Raw genomic sequence first — 18,535 nt, forward strand, 5'->3', positions numbered from 1 at the left:
GTGTAGAAAGGAGCTATTCGTTGTATGAAGTTATCCGTCATTATTCCTTGTTATAACGAACTAGGGACAATTGGTGAAGTTGTCAAATTTGTGAAGTCGTCTCCAGTTGAAAACTGCGAAATTATTATAGTTGATGATTATTCTAAAGATGGAACACGAGAGCTTTTAAAGTCAAAAATAGAAGCTCAAGTAGATCAAGTAATTTATCATTCTAAAAATAAAGGAAAAGGCGCCGCTTTACGTACAGGATTTGCGGCTGCGACAGGTGATATTGTAATCGTGCAGGATGCAGATTTAGAGTACGACCCTAAAGAATACTCAATAATGATTCAACCCATTCTTGATAATAAAGCAGATGTTGTTTTTGGCAGCCGTTTTCAAGGTGGTAGACCTCATAGAGTTGTTTACTACTGGCATAGAGTTGGAAATGGATTTTTAACAATGTTATCTAATATGTTTACTAACATCAATCTCACAGATATGGAAACTTGTTATAAAGCGTTTCGTAGAGAAATCATTCAATCTATAAAAATTGAAGAAAATCGCTTTGGCTTTGAACCTGAAATTACTGCTAAACTTGCCAAGCTAGACTGTCGTATATATGAAGTTGGTATATCTTATTACGGTCGAACTTATAAGGAAGGAAAAAAGATAGGTTGGAAAGATGGTTTTCAAGCTATTTGGTGCATTTTTAAATATAATTTTTTTATCAAATAAAAGTTTATACTTTGTAAGTGTAAGTCTTTGCTTTTAACATTCAACTATTAATACCACATATATAAATGAATAAAAAAAATAAAACTACGGCAATTGAGATTGTTGCTATAATTCTAATCTCCGTTATAGTATATCTCGGTAATGGAGTAACAATAGCTAGTGGTGATACAGTACCAAATACATTATTAGCATTCAACTTCTTAGAAAACCATACTTGGAATTTTGATCTTTTTAGAAAAAGTTTTTTTTGTAACGAAAGTAGTGGCAGTTGCTATTTTTTTACAGAAGGAATAAATGGTCATTTAGTTTCAGCCTATCCTATAGGAACAGCTATTGTTACTTTTCCTTTATATGTTGTTTTTTATGCTTATATTAAACTTATATACAATTATGGAGGAGTAACACTAGATTTGACATCTCCAAATTTCGAGATGTATAGAGTTTTTTTTGAAAAGCTTGCAGCTACTATTACTACTGTTATCAGTATCGTAATATTATATTTATCTTTAAGACTAAAATTTACAAGAGTCGCCTGTTTACTCTCCACATTTATATTTGCCTTTGCGACTAATACTTGGATGACTAGTTCTCAAGGATTATGGCAACATACTGCCTTAAATTTAACACTTATATTTACAATATTTTCTTTTCTAAAGGCTAACCGAGCTTCGACAAAAAGTCAGAGAATATGGTTAATAGTAGCGGGAGTAGCATGTGGTTTATTGCCTGGTATCCGCCCAACAAGTACGCTGTATACAATTGCTGCTATTATATATTCAATTTTTATCTATCGCTATCAATCTGTTTTCTTCCTTTTAGGTTTAGTTTCAGCACTACCAAGTATTGCATGGAACTTATACTACTTTGGCAATTTTACTGGTGGATACTCTAGATTATTTAATGCACCGCCATATGAATTTACTTTGAATCGCTTTATTAATGCATCACTAGGAACACTTATTAGTCCTAGTAGAGGATTACTAATTTTATCTCCAATTGTTTTGTATTCTTTGCCAGGAGCTTATAAAGTCTTTCAGGCAAGGTTTGGTAAGGATGAAAAGCTAATAGGGTGCATGGCGGTCTCTGCTCTAATTTTACTTTTTAGCTATTTCTTCTATGTATGTTGGTGGGCTGGGCATTCTTATGGAGCAAGGTTCACAACTGATATACTACCCATTACATGTTACTTAATTGGTTATTTAATGTCATTTAAGTTAAAAAAGATTAACAAATTATCTCAACTAACTAAACTAAATATAATTATTTTTACAATAGTATTAATATTTTCTACTTTTACTCAATTTGTTGGTGCTTTTGGAGCTAATCCTGGTTACTTATGGAATGCAATTCCTTTAAATATTGATAAAAATGAATACCAGTATAGACTTTGGAGCTTAAGAGATAGTCAGATAGAGAGGAACGCTAAAGCTGTCTTTCATAAAATTATTAGACCCCCTATAGACCAGCCAGCCTATCTTACTGGTCTTAGTGGAAAAATAAAGCAAGTTATAGGTAGAAATCAACCTCTAGGTTCATCTATTTCAGTCAAACCAGGTTCTGAAGAAATTATTACAATTAAGCTTGAAAATACTGGTTTATCAAAGTGGTTTGGTTATAAGTCCACATTGGAAAAAGGCGAAGTAAGGGTAAGAGGTCGGTTTTATGACGAAAATAATAAACTAGTTAACGAAGTTAGATTATACGTTTCTGGTACACCCAAACAGCACGAATCAAGTGAGGCAATTGCTGCTATCATTTTTCCTAAATATCCTGGGATATACAAGCTTACATTTGATTTAATTAGTGAAGGACTTGGTGAATTTACTAATTCTACTGGTAAGCCACTGTACGAGTTAAATATTAATGTAGTAAATCAACAGCCGAAACAATCTCAATTACTCAAAGATCAGATTTTCTCACAAGAAATAAAAATTCCTAACACAATAACATCTTTAAAGGTTGGTTCAACGTATAAGATACCTTTTGTGATTAAGAACAAAAGCAATTTTATCTGGTCAAATATAGGACGTAATACTACAAACTTTTCTTACCGTTGGTTAGATATGAATGGCAAAGTTGTAGTAAGCGATGGCGAACGTACTGCCCTTCCTTTTGACCTGCCTTCAGGAGAATCCGCCGCAATCAATGCAATAATTAAGACACCAAATCAACCAGGTAAGTACACTTTAGTTTTATCTATGGTGCAGGAGTCGGTTGCTTGGTTCAGCGATAAACAAGCAGAGTCTCCTAAGCTAGATATTACTATTACCTCTAATATTTAAGCCGTAATTTAGTGCAATAATAAAAATTGGTTCATTCAATTAATGGTGTGAGGAGTTTCGTATGAACATACAGGATTTTTTTTTACTGCTTGTGTCCGTTGTATCTAGTGCCTCTGGCCAGTTTTTTCTTAAATCAGGCGCCGTCAAGTTAGGAAAAGTAAATCCAGTAAATAACATTAACTTCATTCTGAATATTGCTACCACACCTGAACTGTTAGCAGGTTTAACGTGCTATGCTCTTGGCACGATAGTTTATATTATGCTTTTAAGTAGAGTAAAACTAAGCGTTGCAGGTCCATCCCTATCTCTAGTTTATGCGTTCTCAGTTATTCTTGGATGCTTTGTATTTGGAGAAAATGTTCCAGTAACACGTCTTCTAGGTTTAGGCTTTATTACATTGGGAGTCGTCTTGGTAATTTATCAAAGATAAAAACATCTGACTTATATTTATACTGTAGTTACTATCTTTATACATTTTAATTAAAAAATTCAATCGGAGGAGCAATGAGCGAAGCCTTTCTAGAACCAGTACTTAGACAGATGCGTCTTCAAAGGGTTTTACCCCATATTCCAAAAAAGTCTATTCTCTTAGATATAGGTTGTGGGACTTCTGCTACCTTTTTGAAGGCAGTTTCTCCTTATATAGAGAAGGGATATGGTGTAGATTTCAAAGTTACAGAGTTCAAGTTTTTAAATATTGAAACAAGACAGCAAAGATTAGAAAACTACTTACCATTTGAAACTGAAAGTTTTGATGTTGTAACAATGCTAGCTGTATTAGAGCATATTGAAAAAGAGAAAGAAATTCTTAAAGAAATATATCGAGTTTTGGCTCCTGAAGGAATTTTGATTATAACGGTTCCTTCAGTTTGGTCTCAACCAATACTTGAATTTATTGCGTACAATTTAAAAATAGTAAGCGAAGCTGAAATACGCGACCACAAAAGATACTATAATCGTAACAAACTTAAAGAAGTATTGATAGATGTAAGTGGCTTTAAAAATTTTCGTCACAAGTACTTTCAACTTTGGATGAATAATTTTTGCACTGTTGTCAAAAGCAAAACTTAACTTATTTTATCTTCTGTGTAATCTTATAGCTTATGCCTAAAAAAGCACTTATCACTGGACTCACTGGACAAGACGGTTCCTACCTCGCTGAACTTCTCCTAGAAAAAGGCTACCAAGTATTTGGCTTGGTTCGTCGTTCAAGCACTAGTAACTTAGAACGCATTAACCACTTATTTGATAAAATCAAGATTGTATCTGGCGACTTACTCGACCAATGCTCCTTAATGGATGTCATTACTGAAACTCAGCCTGATGAAATCTATAATCTTGCTTCCCAAAGTTACGTTCCTCTTTCTTGGACACAACCTGCTTTAACTGCTGAGTATACTGCAATTGGTGTCTCCCGCTTACTCGAATCAATACGTCGCTGTAGACCAGATGCAAAATTTTACCAAGCATCAAGTAGCGAAGTATTTGGACAACCTGATGAGTCACCCCAAAGTGAACGCACTGCTTTTCGTCCTCGTAACCCTTACGGTGTTGCTAAAGCTTACGCGCACTGGATGACTGTTAATTATAGACAGCAGTATAATCTTTATACCTGCTGCGGTATTACTTATACTCACGAATCTCCCCGACGTGGTACAGAGTTTGTGTTTAGAAAAATTACTCGTACCGCAGCAATGATAAAACTTGGTTTAGCTAAAGAACTACGACTTGGTAATTTGGACGCTAAACGTGACTGGTGTTATGCCAAGGACGCAGTTCATGCTATGTGGACGATGTTACAGCAAGAACAACCAGATGATTTTATTATTGCTAGCGGCGAAACTCACTCAGTCAGGGAATTAGTTGAGTGTGCTTTTAATTACGTGAATTTAAATTGGCAGGATTATGTTGTCGTAGACCCTGCGTTTTATCGTCCTGATGAACCTGTGCAGTTAGTAGGTTGTATTTATAAGATAAAAGCTGAACTAAGTTGGAAACCTCAGCACTCTTTCAAGCAGTTGGTCGAATTGATGGTAGACCATGATTTACAAGAGTTGCGTGCTAAAGAATCACATGTTGATGGCACCTTGGTTTCTACATAAGGCTAAATTGCTCAACACAGCCGCTTGCTTAAGACTATCACCTTCTGCTACTAACTTTTCGGCTTGGCGCCAGAGTTGAATTGCATTTGCAAACTGTCCCAACTGGTACTTTAGTTTTGCTGTCTGCATTAGTTGTACAACTGAGGTAGATACAGCTTGCTTGTCTTGCAATTGTATTGATGTAGAAGGTTCTGCGGCAATAACCACAGTACTTGAATGGTATACTGCAAACGGGTAAAATCTGAACTTATGTCATGCTGGGGAACGTAAACGGAGTTTTCCCGCAGGATAGCATCCGATAGATTTTGATTTGATTTTAAAAGCTTAGTTTTAACCCGTTTATGGTATAAATAAAGCTGTTATTACCCAATATTACTGTCAATATGGCAACAAACAAGCCTAGGCGACAACGCTGAATAATTCTATAAATTTTACTTACTTTATAAGTATTTAGGCATTTATTTAGGTTCCGCAGCATCAGTAAATTTAACTATATAATAGTCAAGTTAAGTATTAAAATATTCTTACTGTTATAGCTCTTGCAAAAGACAAATAAAAATATTTCAATCAATTTACTAAATAAATTTAATTAATTTATTTACGAAATCAACTCATATAAAGAAAGAATTATCAAATAGCGATAAAAATATCAATAACATCTGCCAAGGGTGGTTAAGTGGGAATCTAACTACGGCAGGGTTAATCTAAAAATGCTGGTTTCTATGATGTTAAGCGTGTTAAAGAAAAAACCCTTCGCGAAGGGTTTTGACGATAGAAGGCAATCGGAGAATATTATGACATCATTTGCAACCGGCGATAAAGTCAAAAAAGCTTTGGAAACTTTCCAGAAGTTTGATGTGGATACCCAACTAGCGTTATTTTGGTTTGGCTATCTTGATTTGAAGGAAAAACTCACACCAGCAAACAGCCCATCTTCTCAAGCAACAGCAGAAGCAGTATTTAACCGAATTGTTGCAATGTCCTATGAAGAACAGCTGCAAGCACAGCGCGATATTGCAGGTCATGCGAATACTGAAATTAGTCAATTGTACGGAGGTTTAGACCCAAGCGCGAAACTTGACGTGTGGTTACGACTCGCGCAAGCTATGGAAGATGGTAGAGTTACACCATTTCCTAAAGACTATAAACTCCCAGAAAACACCAACGAATTCGTAAAACAGGTAAAATCTCTCGAATTTGAAGAAAGTATTGAATTCTCTCGCACCGCAGCATTCAGCATGGGCGCCGCTTCCAGCAACAACTAGTGGTTCGTGTCATTAATTTCGGGGCGTTGGCGCCTGACGTGATGATATGGTAGGGTGTGTGACGCTACGAAAAAATTCCACTCAATATGAAGAGACTTGTGGCGTCACGCACCGACACTCTGGATGGTGCTGAGAAGCACATGATTTTTCGTTTTGTTGAAGATTGTAATAGCTTCTCAGCACCCTACACACCAAAACTATTGACATAGACCACTAGTATAATTCCGCAAAAGATATACGTAGTTTTGTAAGTGAAATACCCGAACAATGGTTAAGTCAATTAAATATCACGCAATGCTTATCAGAAGCACGAAAGATAATCAGTAATAGGTTAATTGAGAAAAAAATTATTTTGTGGAAAAATTTGGTAAAGGTAGATAATTGACAAATATATCATGTAGGAATCATGTAGGACAGGCGAGACGCCTATCCTACGGGGATAATTATTCTTCGTAATCAGTATCAATTTCAACGTCAAATGTATCTTCGTCAATTCTCACATACAAAATATTGGGACGACAGCACACTTGGCAGTCTTCTATATAAGATTGCTCAAACCCAGCGCTAATATCAATAAAAGTAAGATTTTCTTCACCGCAATAGGCACAATAATATTCACCAGTTGTTTGCATTTGATAATTTTATAGAGTTTACAGCACAGAGAGTTGATTATACACTTGGTTGAAGTTGTTTTGACGGCGCCTCCAGAAAACTCATAGCTTCAGCCAAGTGCTTTAATAATGTAGATTGAGGTAGCGGTCCAAGCAAATGACTCCAAGGTAACACCTGGTCGTGTGACCAATTATCGTAAACGTAGTAATCTAAATCTGGAACTTGACCCTTCAACTCTTTAAAAGCACGCTTGTAACTTCCCAAAGAATCCCCAAAATCGCGCGTTAGTTCCAATAACTTAGACAGGCGCCTGTCTCCACGCGATAATAAAGTTTGAATAATCGACCAGTTATAACTCTCTGGACGAAAATCGATACCCTTTGGCTTAAGATTTTTTTGTAAAAGCTGTAATCGTTTTTCTGCTTGCTTGTTCACACCAAACCATTGGAAAGGTGTATGTGATTTTGGAACAAAAGTACTGCATCCAAAAGTTAATCGTAAACCTGGCGCCGCTTTTTTCAAATCAAGCATCATTTTGATGGTAGCATCTAAATCTTCGGCTTCTTCACCGGGTATTCCCACCATTCCATAAAGCTTTAATCCAGATAACCCACCTGTTTTGGCATTAATAGCAGCTTGGATTATATCATCTTGTTCGAGCTTTTTATTAATAATTTTGCGAACTCGTTCTGAACCGCTTTCAACGGCAATAGTTAGAGATTTGGTATCGCGCTTCGCCAGAGTTGCCGCTAACTCCTTCGTTACCGTATTTGTCCTAACTGATGCTATACTCAATCGCACATTATCATACTTAGGTTGGTTGATATAGTCGAGTAACGTGTTAAATTCAGGATGCTGTGTAACAGAGGCGCCTAATAGTCCTAATCTATTAGTAACTTTCAACCCGCGTTCGATAGCTGGAATAAGTACACCTTCCAAACTCGCAGTTCTAAAAGGCAAAGTTAAATAACTTGCCAAACAGAAACGACACATTTCTGGACAACTCCGTACAACTTCTACCATAAAGATACTTTCCCAAGCAGCTTTTTCAGTAACTACCGTTGATGCGGATAAAGTATTACCACGATAAGTCTGTTTTTGAACAGTCGCAGAAACATCAGATAAAATTGGTTGTATAGATTTAATGGCGCCGTCTGGGCTGTGATACTCAACTTGATATAAACTAGGAACATAAATTCCTGGTACTTGTGCCAAAGCTTTTAATTGAGTTTCTCTAGACTCACCTCTAACTTGTTTATAAGCATCAATAAAATCACCTAATAAATTCTCCCCATCTCCTAAGAGAACAACATCAAAAAAATCAGCAAAGGGTTCGGGGTTTGCCGTTAAAACAGGCCCACCTCCAAATACAATAGGATGATTAGTACTGCGCTCTGAAGCACGAATAGGAATATTTAAAGATTCGAGTAAGCTGAGAATATTAACATAATCAAGTTCCCACGATATAGAAAAGCCTAAAATTTCCGGTTGTCGTGGTAGCTGTTCAGAAATATCGGTAAATAAACGACTTACCTGTAAATCCGTGCGCGTCGCTAAAGTTGCCCATACTATCTGATATCCTAAACTAGTAATTCCCACTGTGTACTCGTTAGGAAACGCAAAAATCACAGGAATAGCATCATTATCAGGGGTAACAGGGTCAAATAATAGATGTTCTGAGGCAAAAACAGTCATAATAATTATATATATATTATCTATATTTTATCTTAAGCATCAAGATAATGAGGTTGAAAAACAAAGTTATACCGTTAGCCAAGATAATTGGCAGAGCTTCTAGATAAAATCCATATATTAACCACAGTAAGACTCCTGTATTGAAAAAAATCAACATTACATACGAAACGTCTTTAGCTGACTTCGTTTGCCATATTTTTAGAAGTTGGGGCAAAAACGAGAAAGTCGTTAGCGTTGCAGCTACTAAACCTAATCCTGTAATAAAATCCATTCGAGATAACCCGTATATATATAAGCACTGTATCCTATATTACTGTGGTATTGGAACGTAGCATAGGCGTCCCGCCTGTGCAGTGAAATATTTTGGCTGTGTAGTCAGGTCAGGCGAAACGCCTAACCTACAGGTTTGATTTATTTTTGGGTTTTCATTTTATAGGCTAAAAAGTTAGGTAATATACATACATACTAGAGTAGTTAATCAGTTAAACCAATGCTTTTAATATTACCTATCATTGCTTTAACCTTTTTATACTGTATTTTCTACAGCTTAAGTAATCGAAACAATTGGGCTATATCCATAATATCATCTGCTGTGATTTGGGGTTTAATCGTCACCGCCATTACAGAGTCATTGAGTTGGTTTAATTTAATTAGATTTGAATCACTTTTAAGCGCTTGGTTTGTGATAGATGTTGTGATAATAGCCTTTTATTTTCAACAAACAAGCCAAACGCGAGTTACAAACCTTAAACAATCCAAATTATCAATTATATTATTATCTGGTATTGGGTTAATTATAGTATCAACAGGTTTAATTGGCTTAGTGGCGCCACCAAATAATTGGGACTCAATGGACTACCACATGCCGCGCGTTGTACATTGGATGCAGAATTATAGTGTAGCGCATTATCCAGTCAGTTATACACCACAGCTATATCAAAATCCCTGGTCTGAATATGTAATCATGCACTTTCAGATATTAAGTGGTGGAGACTACTTTGCTAACTCAGTACAGTGGTTAAGCATGATTGGGTGTTTGATAGGAGTATCATTAATAGCAAAGCGACTAGGAGCAAACTTCATAGGACAGATATTTGCCACGGTTGCAGCAGCAACAATTCCAATGGGAATATTACAAGCATCGAGTACACAAAATGATTATGTTGAAGCATTTTGGTTAGTTTGCCTCGCTTGTTATGGTTTAATTATTATAGATAAAGGCAAAAATACCAATTGGAATACATATCTTTTGTTTGGCTGTAGTTTGGGGTTATGTATTTTAACCAAAGGAACAGCTTACTTTTATATTTTGCCGTTCTTAATTTGGGTAACGTTATCGCAAGTTAAATATCTACACTTTTCAGTATGGAAACCTGCTTTGTTTGTAGCAAGTTTTGCTTTAGTCATCAATATAAATCATTATTTACGTAACTACTTTGTTTTTGGTTCTATACTCGGTGAGCCTAGTGATTATGCGAATGAGATTCTCGGTGTGAATGTAATGATTTCTAATATATTAAGAAATCTGGCTTTACATATCGGTACACCTATTGGTTTATGGAATGGCATTTCAAACCGAATTATTCAAATTATACATAACTATCTTGGTGTAGGTGTTCACGATAAACGCACTACTTTCTACGGTGAATTCTTTGTACCGGGTGGATGGTCAACTGTTGGGTTATCAGGAGAAGAAAACGGCGCCGGGAATTTATTACACTTGTTATTAACCTTAACCTGTATTGTCATATTTATTTTTCGTAATCAATTAAAGCTGAAGTTTCAAAAACAAGCAGGTTCTTATTTATTAAGTGTTTGCGCGACATTTTGTGTATTTTGCTATTTAGTAAAATGGCAACCTTGGAACGCAAGATTACATTTACCGTTTTTTGTATTATTAACTCCATTTTTGGGTTTAGTATTATCTAATCTTTCCAAAAAACGGGTAATTAGCTCTATTGCGATTGTATTAATTTTGTCAGCATTGCCTTGGGTATTTTTTAACCGCTATAGACCAATTATCGACAGCAACAACATTTTTCAAACTCCGCGCGTTGAACAGTACTTCAAAAATAGACCCAAACTTCAACAACCTTATGTGCATGCAGTTCAATATTTAAATTCAAAGCAATGTTACAACGTTGGTTTAATGATGGGTCAAGATACTTGGGAATATCCATTGTGGATAATAATGCAGGAATATCCGGAAAATCAATATAAAATACGGCATGTCAACGTTTTTAATGCTTCATCTGCAACAGAATTATCAGAGAATACTTTTAAACCTTGTGGTTTGATTTATATGTATACAAAGCGTAGTAAGTTACAGCAAGTTGAACAAATTAAATTTGACAATAATACCTTTGTTCGAGGATGGGATGAGGCGCCTGTTTCTGTGCTAATGAGAAAGTAATGGCAACGGATATAACGGATGTAACGGATGTGATGGAACAATCTTGTGGAATGGGCACTCTTGTGGAATGGGCATCCTTGCCCGTACACTTGTAGGTTGGGTAGAGGCTTTGCGGAACCCAACAAAAACAACTGCTTTTAGTTTTCTTGCCTATATCTTGCACCCACACCCTAGAAGGGTGGGACTATACGAACAAAGCCTGCCTACGCAGGCTAATAATACTAAACTGAGTATCTATTTCTGAACTTGCATTTAAATCTAGTTGAGAGTTAACCCAAGCATCCCAATGACCTATAGCTTCAACGTTTTCAGTGTAGAATTTATTTTGGAGCTTACTTATTAATTTTGAGGTGCTAACGCGCATTGGGTAGGGTGCGTGAAAGCTATTACTATCAAGCAATGTAACGCCAAATATAGTGCTTTCACGCACCATTAATACGTTAAGTGAGCAACATTGAACTGTAGCGTATTTTGTGCCATTGGCTCACCGTCGGTTTCTGGGTAAATAACCAAGTCGGCGGCATCAATATCTGTAACTTGTCGTACCATGTTGCAGCACCTCTAAACTGACTGAGGTTGTTACACTCAGTTTAAATCCTAGATTGGTAGATTTCCACCGTTTTACTTACAATACTTTGCATTGACCATGATGTCTTAATAGATGGTCGCATAATACTAGTGCTGCTAATGTTGTTTCTTCACCTTCGTTTGTAACGGTTTTTATTCTTTGGGGATGGTTGTTGTAAATTTAAATGCTACACGTAAAAACAACTAATGAGCAAAACCACTTACATTAATTAGTTGAAAGCAAAAACATCTACGGAGATTGATTTTACTGGTTTTGCGGCTCCGTGTAACATCTGTCGAATTTTCTCAGTTGTTTCTCGACTAAATACAACTTCTCCACAACGTCCACATACTTTTGCAGGAATGCTTTCTACTAGAACAGGCTTACCATTTATTTTAAAGATTTCGTTGACAAGTTCTTCACTTGCCTCATTACTCTTACATACATGACATTCAAACATTATTACCTCCTTATAGAATAATTTATCCATTCTTGAGCATCTGGCTCATATAGTGTAATTATTTTAGTTTTATCTGAATTACTTAAAGAGACTTGTAGATGTAAAGGTCGTTCAGCATTTGTAACGCCTAGCAATAAACAGCTTGGTGAGTACTTGTCATCAGGATATACTTCTATTATATCAGCATTTTTTCCAGCCTCTCTGATGTCTTGTTCACTAATGTTACGCTCTACTGCGCGCTTAAAAGCATGACGACTGAATTCAAACTCTCCATACTCAAGTTGTTGATGAATTTCTTCGATTGACTTCATACCAAAATATTATTCTTTTGGAATATTCTACTGCTGTGTGTTGTCAGCTTTATGGGCGGGCAGGGATGCCCGCTCCACAAGAGGATGAGTTGGAGCTACAGTACTTTACATTGACCATGATGTCTTAGTAGGTGGTCGCACAATACTAGTGCTACCATTGCTTCTACCATTGGAACCGCACGCGGTAATACACAGGGGTCGTGTCTTCCTTTACCTGCTAATGTTGTTTCTTCGCCTTCATTTGTAACGGTTTTTTGTTCTTTACGGATGGTGGCTGTGGGTTTAAATGCTACATTTATGATGATATTTTCACCGTTGGAAATACCCCCTTGGATGCCGCCGGAACGGTTGGTGACGGTGCGAGTATTACCGTTTTCATCGATATAAAATTCATCGTTATGTTCAAACCCTGTTAATAATGTACCGCCAAACCCGGAACCAATTTCAAACCCTTTGCTAGCAGGGAGGGACATTACACCTTTGGCAATATCCGCTTCGAGTTTATCAAATACAGGTTCGCCTAATCCTTTGGGTACGTTACGCGCGACACATTCGACGACACCACCTATCGAGTTACCATCGTTACGAATTTTTTCGATTAAATTTATCATGCGCTGTGCTGCTTCGGCATCGGGACAGCGGACTATGTTACTTTCTACTTGTTCTAGTGTAACGGCGCCTGGGTCAACGATACCTTCTAAATCTTTAATGCGTTTGACGTAACCTATAACTTCGACACCAGCAACTTGACGGAGAATTTTTTTAGCAATGGCGCCTGCTGCTACTCTACCAATAGTCTCGCGCGCGCTAGAGCGTCCACCACCTTCCCAGTTACGAAAGCCATATTTTGCATCATACGTTGCATCAGCATGAGATGGGCGATACTTTACCGACATCTCGTCATAGTCTTGGGCACGAGTATTTTTGTTGCGTACTAATATAGATATAGGGGTTCCCAGTGTTTTACCTTCAAACACTCCAGAAAGAATCTCACATGTATCGTCTTCTTTACGCGGTGTGACAATTTTACTTTGCCCAGGACGGCGCCTGTCGAGTTCAAACTGTATTTCCTCTGGGGTAATTTCTAACCTAGGTGGACACCCATCAATTACAACTCCCACTCCACCACCGTGAGACTCGCCAAACGTAGTAATGCGAAACAGATGTCCAAATGTATTACCCATGATAATCCAGTAAGCGCCAGGTTTTTATATTTTACCGCGTTAGCTGTCGTTACAGGATGATAAATTTTTGTATATTTAAGAACTATAGAGTTTTGAGAAATGACTTATTGCTGCTAGCTACGTTATTTTTCAAAGTTTTTCTTGCGGCTTTCCTAGTTTCTAGTTTACATCTCAATGCTTGTTATATAACAGGTAAAACATCTTCATAAATATCTGCCATTGTCAGGGTTAATCCTACTGATTTCAATTCTAAGCTATCATTTTTACCTAATACCGTGAGTGCCCAATTTCCTTGAGCGTCTTTACGATAAACTTCTACTTTGATTTCGTATTGGGAAATTAATATATATTCTTGTAATGATTTTTTTGTTTGATAATTAACTCGCTTTTCGCGTTTGTCTGTTACCTCAGTAGACTTAGATAGTACTTCCACTATTAAAGTTGGATTTGTTTTAAAATATCTTTCTCTATCGTTAGGGTCGCAAGTAACCAAAAGGTCGGGATAATAGAATATATCTACATTCTGTACATTTACTTTGACTTTCATATCTGAAATAAAAGCACGGCAAGGTGTGCCACGTAGATGAGGGCGGAGTATAGTATAAATATTACCTGCTATCTGGTTGTGTTCTTCACTGGCGCCTGACATTGCAAAAATTTGCCCGTCTACGTATTCGTGACGAATATCACTAGACTCTTCGACTTTGAGATATTCTTCAATGGTGAGAAAGTGTACAGGCGATTGCATAATTTATCGTTGGTGTGTTAAGACACTATCTTTTCTTATTTTAATTGTAAGTTATATATAGTAATTATCTAGTTATTTGTAACAAACTGGTTCCTTAAATTTTACCACAGAGACACAGAGGACACAGAGTAAGGCGGGCAGAGATGCCCGCTCCACAAGAGATACTACAAAGAGATTTTGCTGTTGTTTGATTTGTTGCTTTGATAGGGGCGATATTCAATTAATTTTATGTTCCAACGTCCTTTTATTCTATATGTTACACCACGCCAGTCAATGGTCAGCGCCCAATATGATGCTACCATTGCTATTGCGTTTATCCATTGAGTTAAGGGAAGTGCTATTAAAAGTTTAACTGCGGTTAAGGGTGAAGATTTCGGTAATATTTCACAGCGTTTACTAATTATACTTCGGATGCGTTTATCTATTAGCAAGATAAAAATGACTAAGACTATTATGTAGCTAACAAAGTAACTTATGGCTAATATGAATGTGCTTAAGTCTCTTGTTACCAATACTACTATGCCAATTAGTAAGACTATATTTGGTATGAGTATTGTGAATATACTATCAACTACTACAGCAAACCAAAACGGGTGATATAGTCGTGATGAAAATAACTGGCGCCGTAACCAGCGTACTAAATTAGGTAGTTTACATTCTTCACGGTTTAATAACATTACCGAAGGGACAAATTTAATTTGCCAACCATGTTTTTTCAATATGCTTCGCATTGGTGTGTCGTCTGCATACGCGCGTTTCCAAATATCTATCAACCCTGTTTTATGAATAACTTCGGTTTTGATCGCGAGTGAACCACCCCAAGCTATCTGATATAAAACCATCTGAATAACTGCGGAGACGTTCCATATATATCTAACTAGCGAACCCAAGTACATACCATCGGGTAAATACCAGCGGTTTCCTGTTGTGGCGCCTACTTTTGGGTTATTTAAAGGACTAACTAAATCACGTAACCAGTTTGTATAAACCATTGCATCTGCATCAACCAATACTACAACTTGATATGAAGCATCTAGCTCAGAAACAGCTTGAACAATTGAACTACATTTTAGACTGCATGTAGAGAGGGGGTTTTTTAAAACGCTAAGAGAACAGTTGCTGGCGCCAAACTCTGTTATTACACTTGTAGCCACATTCCATGCTGGGTCTGTAATGTTGTCAACAACTATCTTTAAATCGTATGCAGGATAATTTTGATGTAAAAGCGCACGTAGAGCATTTGATAAAAAAGGGTCTGCTCCCCGTAATGAGAGTACAACAGCAGTTTTTGGCAATTTTTCGTCACTACAAGTACTATGCGTCGAACGTAGGGATATGAAAAAGATACTGATACTAACGATTTGAAAAACAAGCCATCCAAGTAAAACCTGCAATAGTAGTACTAATAAATCTTTCATTTGGCATACCGTTAAAATCGACTGCACTTGAAAGATTGGTGTAGAGATGTAATTCACTTCAAGCGCACACGTATATGATTAACATTTGCCCCCTATATTTCTGTAGTTTTGCCAACAAATAATATATTTCCAGAAATTTTTTAAGGTTCTATTAATTTTATACTTATACACAGTTAAGCTAAAATACTTACTATGTAAACAATTTACAAAGCATATACAGATGCTAAAAGGAAGGTTAGAAGCATTCAGCGATGGAGTGATAGCCATTATCATTACTATCATGGTGCTGGAACTGAAGGTGCCACATGGGACTGATTTAACTGCACTACGTCCCTTAATTCCAGTATTTTTAAGCTACGTACTTAGTTTTATTTATGTTGGTATTTATTGGAACAACCACCATCATCTACTACAGGTAGTTCGACATGTCAACGGTCGTATCCTTTGGGCAAACCTGCATCTATTATTTTGGTTATCTCTAATTCCCTTCGTCACTGCTTGGATGGGTGAGAATAACTTCGCCGCTTTACCAGTAGCGCTTTATGGTATAGTATTATTATTCTCTGCAAGCGCTTACTTTATTCTAACTCAAACCCTCATATCGCATCATGGTAAAGATTCAGCTATCGCAATTGCAGTAGGTAAAGACTTCAAAGGGAAAATATCGATGATTGTTTACGCTATAGCTATTCTACTTTCCTTTGTAAACTCATGGCTAGCCTGTATATTGTATATTCTAGTTGCAATTATGTGGCTTATTCCAGACCGTCGCATTGAGCGGACTTTATCTCCTTAATTAACGGTTACGCGCCTTTATACGAAGGACTTGATGACGACTACCCAAGCATGTAAATTTTAGATAGCCGAAATTCCTTTATCAGTGTTACATATTACGTGAAAAAACAAAAAGATTTCCAGTTGCTCCACGTCCTACTCGTAGGTCATCATCTAAATAAGAGGTTATCCATATTGCCTCATTCCTGAGAAACTCCAAAACCGGAATTTTAAGTTCAGGAGTCCAAGATATATTAAAAGGATTTATCGCGCGCGTCGAAAATGCACTGAAGCTAACTTTTGCAGTTTTAGCATCACTTTCAGATTTCCAGTAAGCTTCTGCTTCTATTTGCCATGTTCCCAGTAAAGGCAATGCAATTTCTGCACTATTGATTGTAAAAATTTCTTGACTGTCGTTTATACTCAATGTTTGCCAAATACGATTAATTTTGATTTCGCGTTCAATAAAATCAGGAATTGAAGCAAACGACCGTGTAACAACTGTTCCTCGCGATGCGTATATTAAATCCCAACTACCTGATAATAAATTATGATGGTTTGGTGACAGTGGCTTATCTGTCGGGTTGACATCCTCTAAAGATTGTACAAGTGCATCAATTTGCCCACTACCCTCTGGAAATAACCTTTGCTTAAATTCCAACGCTTCGATGCGCTGTAATAATTCCTGCTTTATATTTATTCGCGTTGTAATATCCTCTGACATATTATAAATACCCTCTCTGTGTACTCTGTGTCTCTGTGGTAAAAAATAAAAGTAAGGTGGGCAATGCCCACCATACAAATGTATGCTCCTACGGCGATGAATGCCCATGCTACAACTAACTATTTCCGGAATCGTTGCCACAACTCGTGAAGTACCTGTATTATATAAATACAAGCCTTGGATTAAAAAAAGGTACAAACGTATGTAGTCCCTCGTCTCAATCAAAATCTTCAACAACGGCGAATTATGGCAAGCTAACCGCGCGCAATTGGTAGGTTGTCAAATCGTTTCGGTTCGCTATGAAATAACTTGATTGTAGATGCCAAGGTAGTAAAGCATATGGAACAAATCTATAAATATCCGCGTACCCATCATATACAGGGTTCGCGGTTGCAACCTGGGGATGAAGACCTAGACAGCATTCCTTTTGATGCTATCAAAAATAAATATGTGGTTGTCGAAGAAAAAGTTGACGGTGCCAATGCAGCGATTAGTTTTAGTCCAACTGATGAAATTAAACTGCAAAGTCGGGGTCATTACCTAACTGGTGGCGCCCGTGAAAAGCACTTCAACTTATTCAAACAATGGGCAAACACCCATGCAGCAGCTTTTTATTCAGTATTGGGAAGTCGTTATATTCTTTATGGTGAATGGTTATATGCCAAGCACACGGTATTTTACGATGCCTTACCCCATTACTTTCTCGAATATGACGTACTCGACTTAGAAAACCAAGTCTTTCTAAGTACAGCAACTCGTCAAAAATTATTAGCCTCGTTGCCATTAGTATCTGTACCGATATTATTCACAGGCAAACTTGAATCATATAAACAATTAATTCAACTATTAGGAAAATCACACTACCAAACACCCCAACATCTAGAAAGCTTTCAAAAAATTTGTCAGGAAAAAGGACTTAATGTTGAACTTTCGTTAAAACAAACTGACCAAAGTCATGTAATGGAAGGCTTATACATCAAAGTTGAGCTTGATAATACAGTTGAATCTCGTTATAAATACGTGCGTTCGAGCTTTTTAACTACTATCCAACAATCTGATGGACATTGGTTAAATCGCCCAATTATACCTAATATACTGCGCGCAGATGTGGATTTATTTGCGAGTTAGTCAAGATTGATCCCCCTAAATCCCCCTTAATAAGGGGGACTTTAAAAAAAGTTTTAGCCCCCCTTCCACGCGGCAGGGCTGATTCATTCTTGGAAGGAAATTAGGTTCAGTTTAAATTTTCTACAAAATGACAC

At 36.9% G+C, this 18,535-nt stretch carries 20 protein-coding genes and 1 pseudogene; 9 read left to right on the top strand and 12 right to left on the bottom strand.

What is annotated here, in order from left to right:
- Positions 1 to 24 precede the first annotated feature (24 nt).
- From AC2JBO_RS11225 to AC2JBO_RS11245, 5 genes are all read left to right on the top strand, one after another.
- On the top strand, positions 25 to 717 hold the full coding sequence (locus AC2JBO_RS11225) for a glycosyltransferase family 2 protein (protein ID WP_496953733.1): 693 nt from the start codon (positions 25 to 27) through the stop codon (positions 715 to 717).
- 65 nt (positions 718 to 782) lie between these two features.
- Complete coding sequence (locus tag AC2JBO_RS11230) at positions 783 to 2,999, top strand: glycosyltransferase family protein (RefSeq protein WP_496953734.1); 2,217 nt, start codon at positions 783 to 785, stop codon at positions 2,997 to 2,999.
- A gap of 61 nt (positions 3,000 to 3,060) precedes the next feature.
- Entirely contained in the window at positions 3,061 to 3,429 is a 369-nt protein-coding gene (locus AC2JBO_RS11235; protein ID WP_496953735.1) for an EamA family transporter, read from the top strand.
- A gap of 74 nt (positions 3,430 to 3,503) precedes the next feature.
- Positions 3,504 to 4,070, top strand: a complete 567-nt coding sequence (locus tag AC2JBO_RS11240; protein WP_496953736.1) for a class I SAM-dependent methyltransferase — start codon at positions 3,504 to 3,506, stop codon at positions 4,068 to 4,070.
- 32 nt (positions 4,071 to 4,102) lie between these two features.
- Positions 4,103 to 5,101 carry a GDP-mannose 4,6-dehydratase gene (locus tag AC2JBO_RS11245; protein WP_496953737.1) on the top strand — a complete coding sequence of 333 codons (999 nt, stop codon included), beginning with the start codon at positions 4,103 to 4,105 and terminating at the stop codon, positions 5,099 to 5,101.
- On the opposite strand, the gene AC2JBO_RS11250 is transcribed toward AC2JBO_RS11245, so the two are convergent.
- Positions 5,069 to 5,308 (bottom strand): hypothetical protein, encoded by a 240-nt coding sequence (locus AC2JBO_RS11250; protein ID WP_496953738.1) that lies wholly within the window; start codon positions 5,306 to 5,308, stop codon positions 5,069 to 5,071. The two genes, AC2JBO_RS11245 and AC2JBO_RS11250, sit on opposite strands and share 33 nt — an antisense overlap.
- A gap of 587 nt (positions 5,309 to 5,895) precedes the next feature.
- Between AC2JBO_RS11250 and AC2JBO_RS11255 the strand changes: the two genes are divergently transcribed.
- Positions 5,896 to 6,366 (top strand): orange carotenoid protein N-terminal domain-containing protein, encoded by a 471-nt coding sequence (locus tag AC2JBO_RS11255; protein WP_496953739.1) that lies wholly within the window; start codon positions 5,896 to 5,898, stop codon positions 6,364 to 6,366.
- A gap of 443 nt (positions 6,367 to 6,809) precedes the next feature.
- Here the strand turns inward: AC2JBO_RS11255 and AC2JBO_RS11260 are convergent, their stop codons facing one another.
- The 3 genes from AC2JBO_RS11260 to AC2JBO_RS11270 are packed head-to-tail and all read right to left on the bottom strand — an operon-like array spanning position 6,810 to position 8,944.
- Positions 6,810 to 6,998, bottom strand: coding sequence for a CPXCG motif-containing cysteine-rich protein (locus AC2JBO_RS11260; protein ID WP_496953740.1), 189 nt, complete (start codon positions 6,996 to 6,998; stop codon positions 6,810 to 6,812).
- Positions 6,999 to 7,035: 37 nt separating this feature from the next.
- Positions 7,036 to 8,679 (bottom strand): B12-binding domain-containing radical SAM protein, encoded by a 1,644-nt coding sequence (locus AC2JBO_RS11265; RefSeq protein ID WP_496953754.1) that lies wholly within the window; start codon positions 8,677 to 8,679, stop codon positions 7,036 to 7,038.
- Positions 8,680 to 8,689: 10 nt separating this feature from the next.
- Positions 8,690 to 8,944 carry a SemiSWEET transporter gene (locus AC2JBO_RS11270; protein WP_496953741.1) on the bottom strand — a complete coding sequence of 85 codons (255 nt, stop codon included), beginning with the start codon at positions 8,942 to 8,944 and terminating at the stop codon, positions 8,690 to 8,692.
- A gap of 219 nt (positions 8,945 to 9,163) precedes the next feature.
- Here AC2JBO_RS11270 and AC2JBO_RS11275 point away from each other — a divergent pair, with 219 nt between their 5' ends.
- Positions 9,164 to 11,086 carry an ArnT family glycosyltransferase gene (locus tag AC2JBO_RS11275; protein WP_496953742.1) on the top strand — a complete coding sequence of 641 codons (1,923 nt, stop codon included), beginning with the start codon at positions 9,164 to 9,166 and terminating at the stop codon, positions 11,084 to 11,086.
- Between the two features lie 184 nt (positions 11,087 to 11,270).
- Here the strand turns inward: AC2JBO_RS11275 and AC2JBO_RS11280 are convergent, their stop codons facing one another.
- From AC2JBO_RS11280 to AC2JBO_RS11310, 7 genes and pseudogenes are all read right to left on the bottom strand, one after another.
- Entirely contained in the window at positions 11,271 to 11,519 is a 249-nt protein-coding gene (locus AC2JBO_RS11280; protein ID WP_496953743.1) for a hypothetical protein, read from the bottom strand.
- 192 nt (positions 11,520 to 11,711) lie between these two features.
- Positions 11,712 to 11,857 (bottom strand): annotated as a pseudogene (locus AC2JBO_RS11285) (chorismate synthase); the annotation flags it as partial.
- Between the two features lie 26 nt (positions 11,858 to 11,883).
- The gene (locus tag AC2JBO_RS11290) at positions 11,884 to 12,114 is read right to left on the bottom strand and encodes a YgiT-type zinc finger protein (RefSeq protein ID WP_496953744.1); all 231 of its coding nucleotides are present in this window, start codon (positions 12,112 to 12,114) and stop codon (positions 11,884 to 11,886) included.
- Between the two features lie 2 nt (positions 12,115 to 12,116).
- Positions 12,117 to 12,425, bottom strand: a complete 309-nt coding sequence (locus AC2JBO_RS11295; protein ID WP_496953745.1) for a DUF4258 domain-containing protein — start codon at positions 12,423 to 12,425, stop codon at positions 12,117 to 12,119.
- Between the two features lie 95 nt (positions 12,426 to 12,520).
- The gene (aroC, locus tag AC2JBO_RS11300; RefSeq protein WP_496953746.1) at positions 12,521 to 13,609 is read right to left on the bottom strand and encodes a chorismate synthase; all 1,089 of its coding nucleotides are present in this window, start codon (positions 13,607 to 13,609) and stop codon (positions 12,521 to 12,523) included.
- Positions 13,610 to 13,790: 181 nt separating this feature from the next.
- Complete coding sequence (locus AC2JBO_RS11305; protein WP_496953747.1) at positions 13,791 to 14,357, bottom strand: Uma2 family endonuclease; 567 nt, start codon at positions 14,355 to 14,357, stop codon at positions 13,791 to 13,793.
- A gap of 164 nt (positions 14,358 to 14,521) precedes the next feature.
- Positions 14,522 to 15,775, bottom strand: coding sequence for a glycosyltransferase family 2 protein (locus AC2JBO_RS11310; RefSeq protein ID WP_496953748.1), 1,254 nt, complete (start codon positions 15,773 to 15,775; stop codon positions 14,522 to 14,524).
- Between the two features lie 220 nt (positions 15,776 to 15,995).
- On the opposite strand from AC2JBO_RS11310, the gene AC2JBO_RS11315 reads away from it, so the two are divergent.
- A complete protein-coding gene (locus AC2JBO_RS11315; protein WP_496953749.1) occupies positions 15,996 to 16,571 on the top strand; it encodes a TMEM175 family protein in 576 nt (191 codons plus the stop codon).
- A gap of 87 nt (positions 16,572 to 16,658) precedes the next feature.
- Here AC2JBO_RS11315 and AC2JBO_RS11320 read toward each other — a convergent pair whose 3' ends face one another.
- Positions 16,659 to 17,273: a PAP/fibrillin family protein gene (locus AC2JBO_RS11320; RefSeq protein WP_496953750.1), complete on the bottom strand. Its 615-nt coding sequence runs from the start codon at positions 17,271 to 17,273 to the stop codon at positions 16,659 to 16,661.
- A 339-nt stretch (positions 17,274 to 17,612) separates the two neighbouring features.
- Here AC2JBO_RS11320 and AC2JBO_RS11325 point away from each other — a divergent pair, with 339 nt between their 5' ends.
- The gene (locus AC2JBO_RS11325) at positions 17,613 to 18,401 is read left to right on the top strand and encodes an RNA ligase family protein (RefSeq protein WP_496953751.1); all 789 of its coding nucleotides are present in this window, start codon (positions 17,613 to 17,615) and stop codon (positions 18,399 to 18,401) included.
- Positions 18,402 to 18,535 lie beyond the last annotated feature (134 nt).

The sequence above is a fragment of the Calothrix sp. CBUCES-K 9914 genome (genome assembly GCF_059640475.1).

Excerpts from the sequence above, each read along its gene's own strand:
- AC2JBO_RS11310 (WP_496953748.1), bottom strand. The coding sequence starts at position 15,775 with ATGAAAGATTTATTAGTACTACTATTGCAGGTTTTACTTGGATGGCTT.
- AC2JBO_RS11290 (WP_496953744.1), bottom strand. The coding sequence starts at position 12,114 with ATGTTTGAATGTCATGTATGTAAGAGTAATGAGGCAAGTGAAGAACTT.
- aroC (WP_496953746.1), bottom strand. The coding sequence starts at position 13,609 with ATGGGTAATACATTTGGACATCTGTTTCGCATTACTACGTTTGGCGAG.
- AC2JBO_RS11280 (WP_496953743.1), bottom strand. The coding sequence starts at position 11,519 with ATGGTGCGTGAAAGCACTATATTTGGCGTTACATTGCTTGATAGTAAT.
- AC2JBO_RS11320 (WP_496953750.1), bottom strand. The coding sequence starts at position 17,273 with ATGTCAGAGGATATTACAACGCGAATAAATATAAAGCAGGAATTATTA.
- AC2JBO_RS11255 (WP_496953739.1), top strand. The coding sequence starts at position 5,896 with ATGACATCATTTGCAACCGGCGATAAAGTCAAAAAAGCTTTGGAAACT.
- AC2JBO_RS11225 (WP_496953733.1), top strand. The coding sequence starts at position 25 with ATGAAGTTATCCGTCATTATTCCTTGTTATAACGAACTAGGGACAATT.
- AC2JBO_RS11230 (WP_496953734.1), top strand. The coding sequence starts at position 783 with ATGAATAAAAAAAATAAAACTACGGCAATTGAGATTGTTGCTATAATT.
- AC2JBO_RS11270 (WP_496953741.1), bottom strand. The coding sequence starts at position 8,944 with ATGGATTTTATTACAGGATTAGGTTTAGTAGCTGCAACGCTAACGACT.
- AC2JBO_RS11275 (WP_496953742.1), top strand. The coding sequence starts at position 9,164 with ATGCTTTTAATATTACCTATCATTGCTTTAACCTTTTTATACTGTATT.
- AC2JBO_RS11260 (WP_496953740.1), bottom strand. The coding sequence starts at position 6,998 with ATGCAAACAACTGGTGAATATTATTGTGCCTATTGCGGTGAAGAAAAT.
- AC2JBO_RS11240 (WP_496953736.1), top strand. The coding sequence starts at position 3,504 with ATGAGCGAAGCCTTTCTAGAACCAGTACTTAGACAGATGCGTCTTCAA.
- AC2JBO_RS11315 (WP_496953749.1), top strand. The coding sequence starts at position 15,996 with ATGCTAAAAGGAAGGTTAGAAGCATTCAGCGATGGAGTGATAGCCATT.
- AC2JBO_RS11325 (WP_496953751.1), top strand. The coding sequence starts at position 17,613 with ATGGAACAAATCTATAAATATCCGCGTACCCATCATATACAGGGTTCG.
- AC2JBO_RS11235 (WP_496953735.1), top strand. The coding sequence starts at position 3,061 with ATGAACATACAGGATTTTTTTTTACTGCTTGTGTCCGTTGTATCTAGT.
- AC2JBO_RS11295 (WP_496953745.1), bottom strand. The coding sequence starts at position 12,425 with ATGAAGTCAATCGAAGAAATTCATCAACAACTTGAGTATGGAGAGTTT.
- AC2JBO_RS11305 (WP_496953747.1), bottom strand. The coding sequence starts at position 14,357 with ATGCAATCGCCTGTACACTTTCTCACCATTGAAGAATATCTCAAAGTC.
- AC2JBO_RS11245 (WP_496953737.1), top strand. The coding sequence starts at position 4,103 with ATGCCTAAAAAAGCACTTATCACTGGACTCACTGGACAAGACGGTTCC.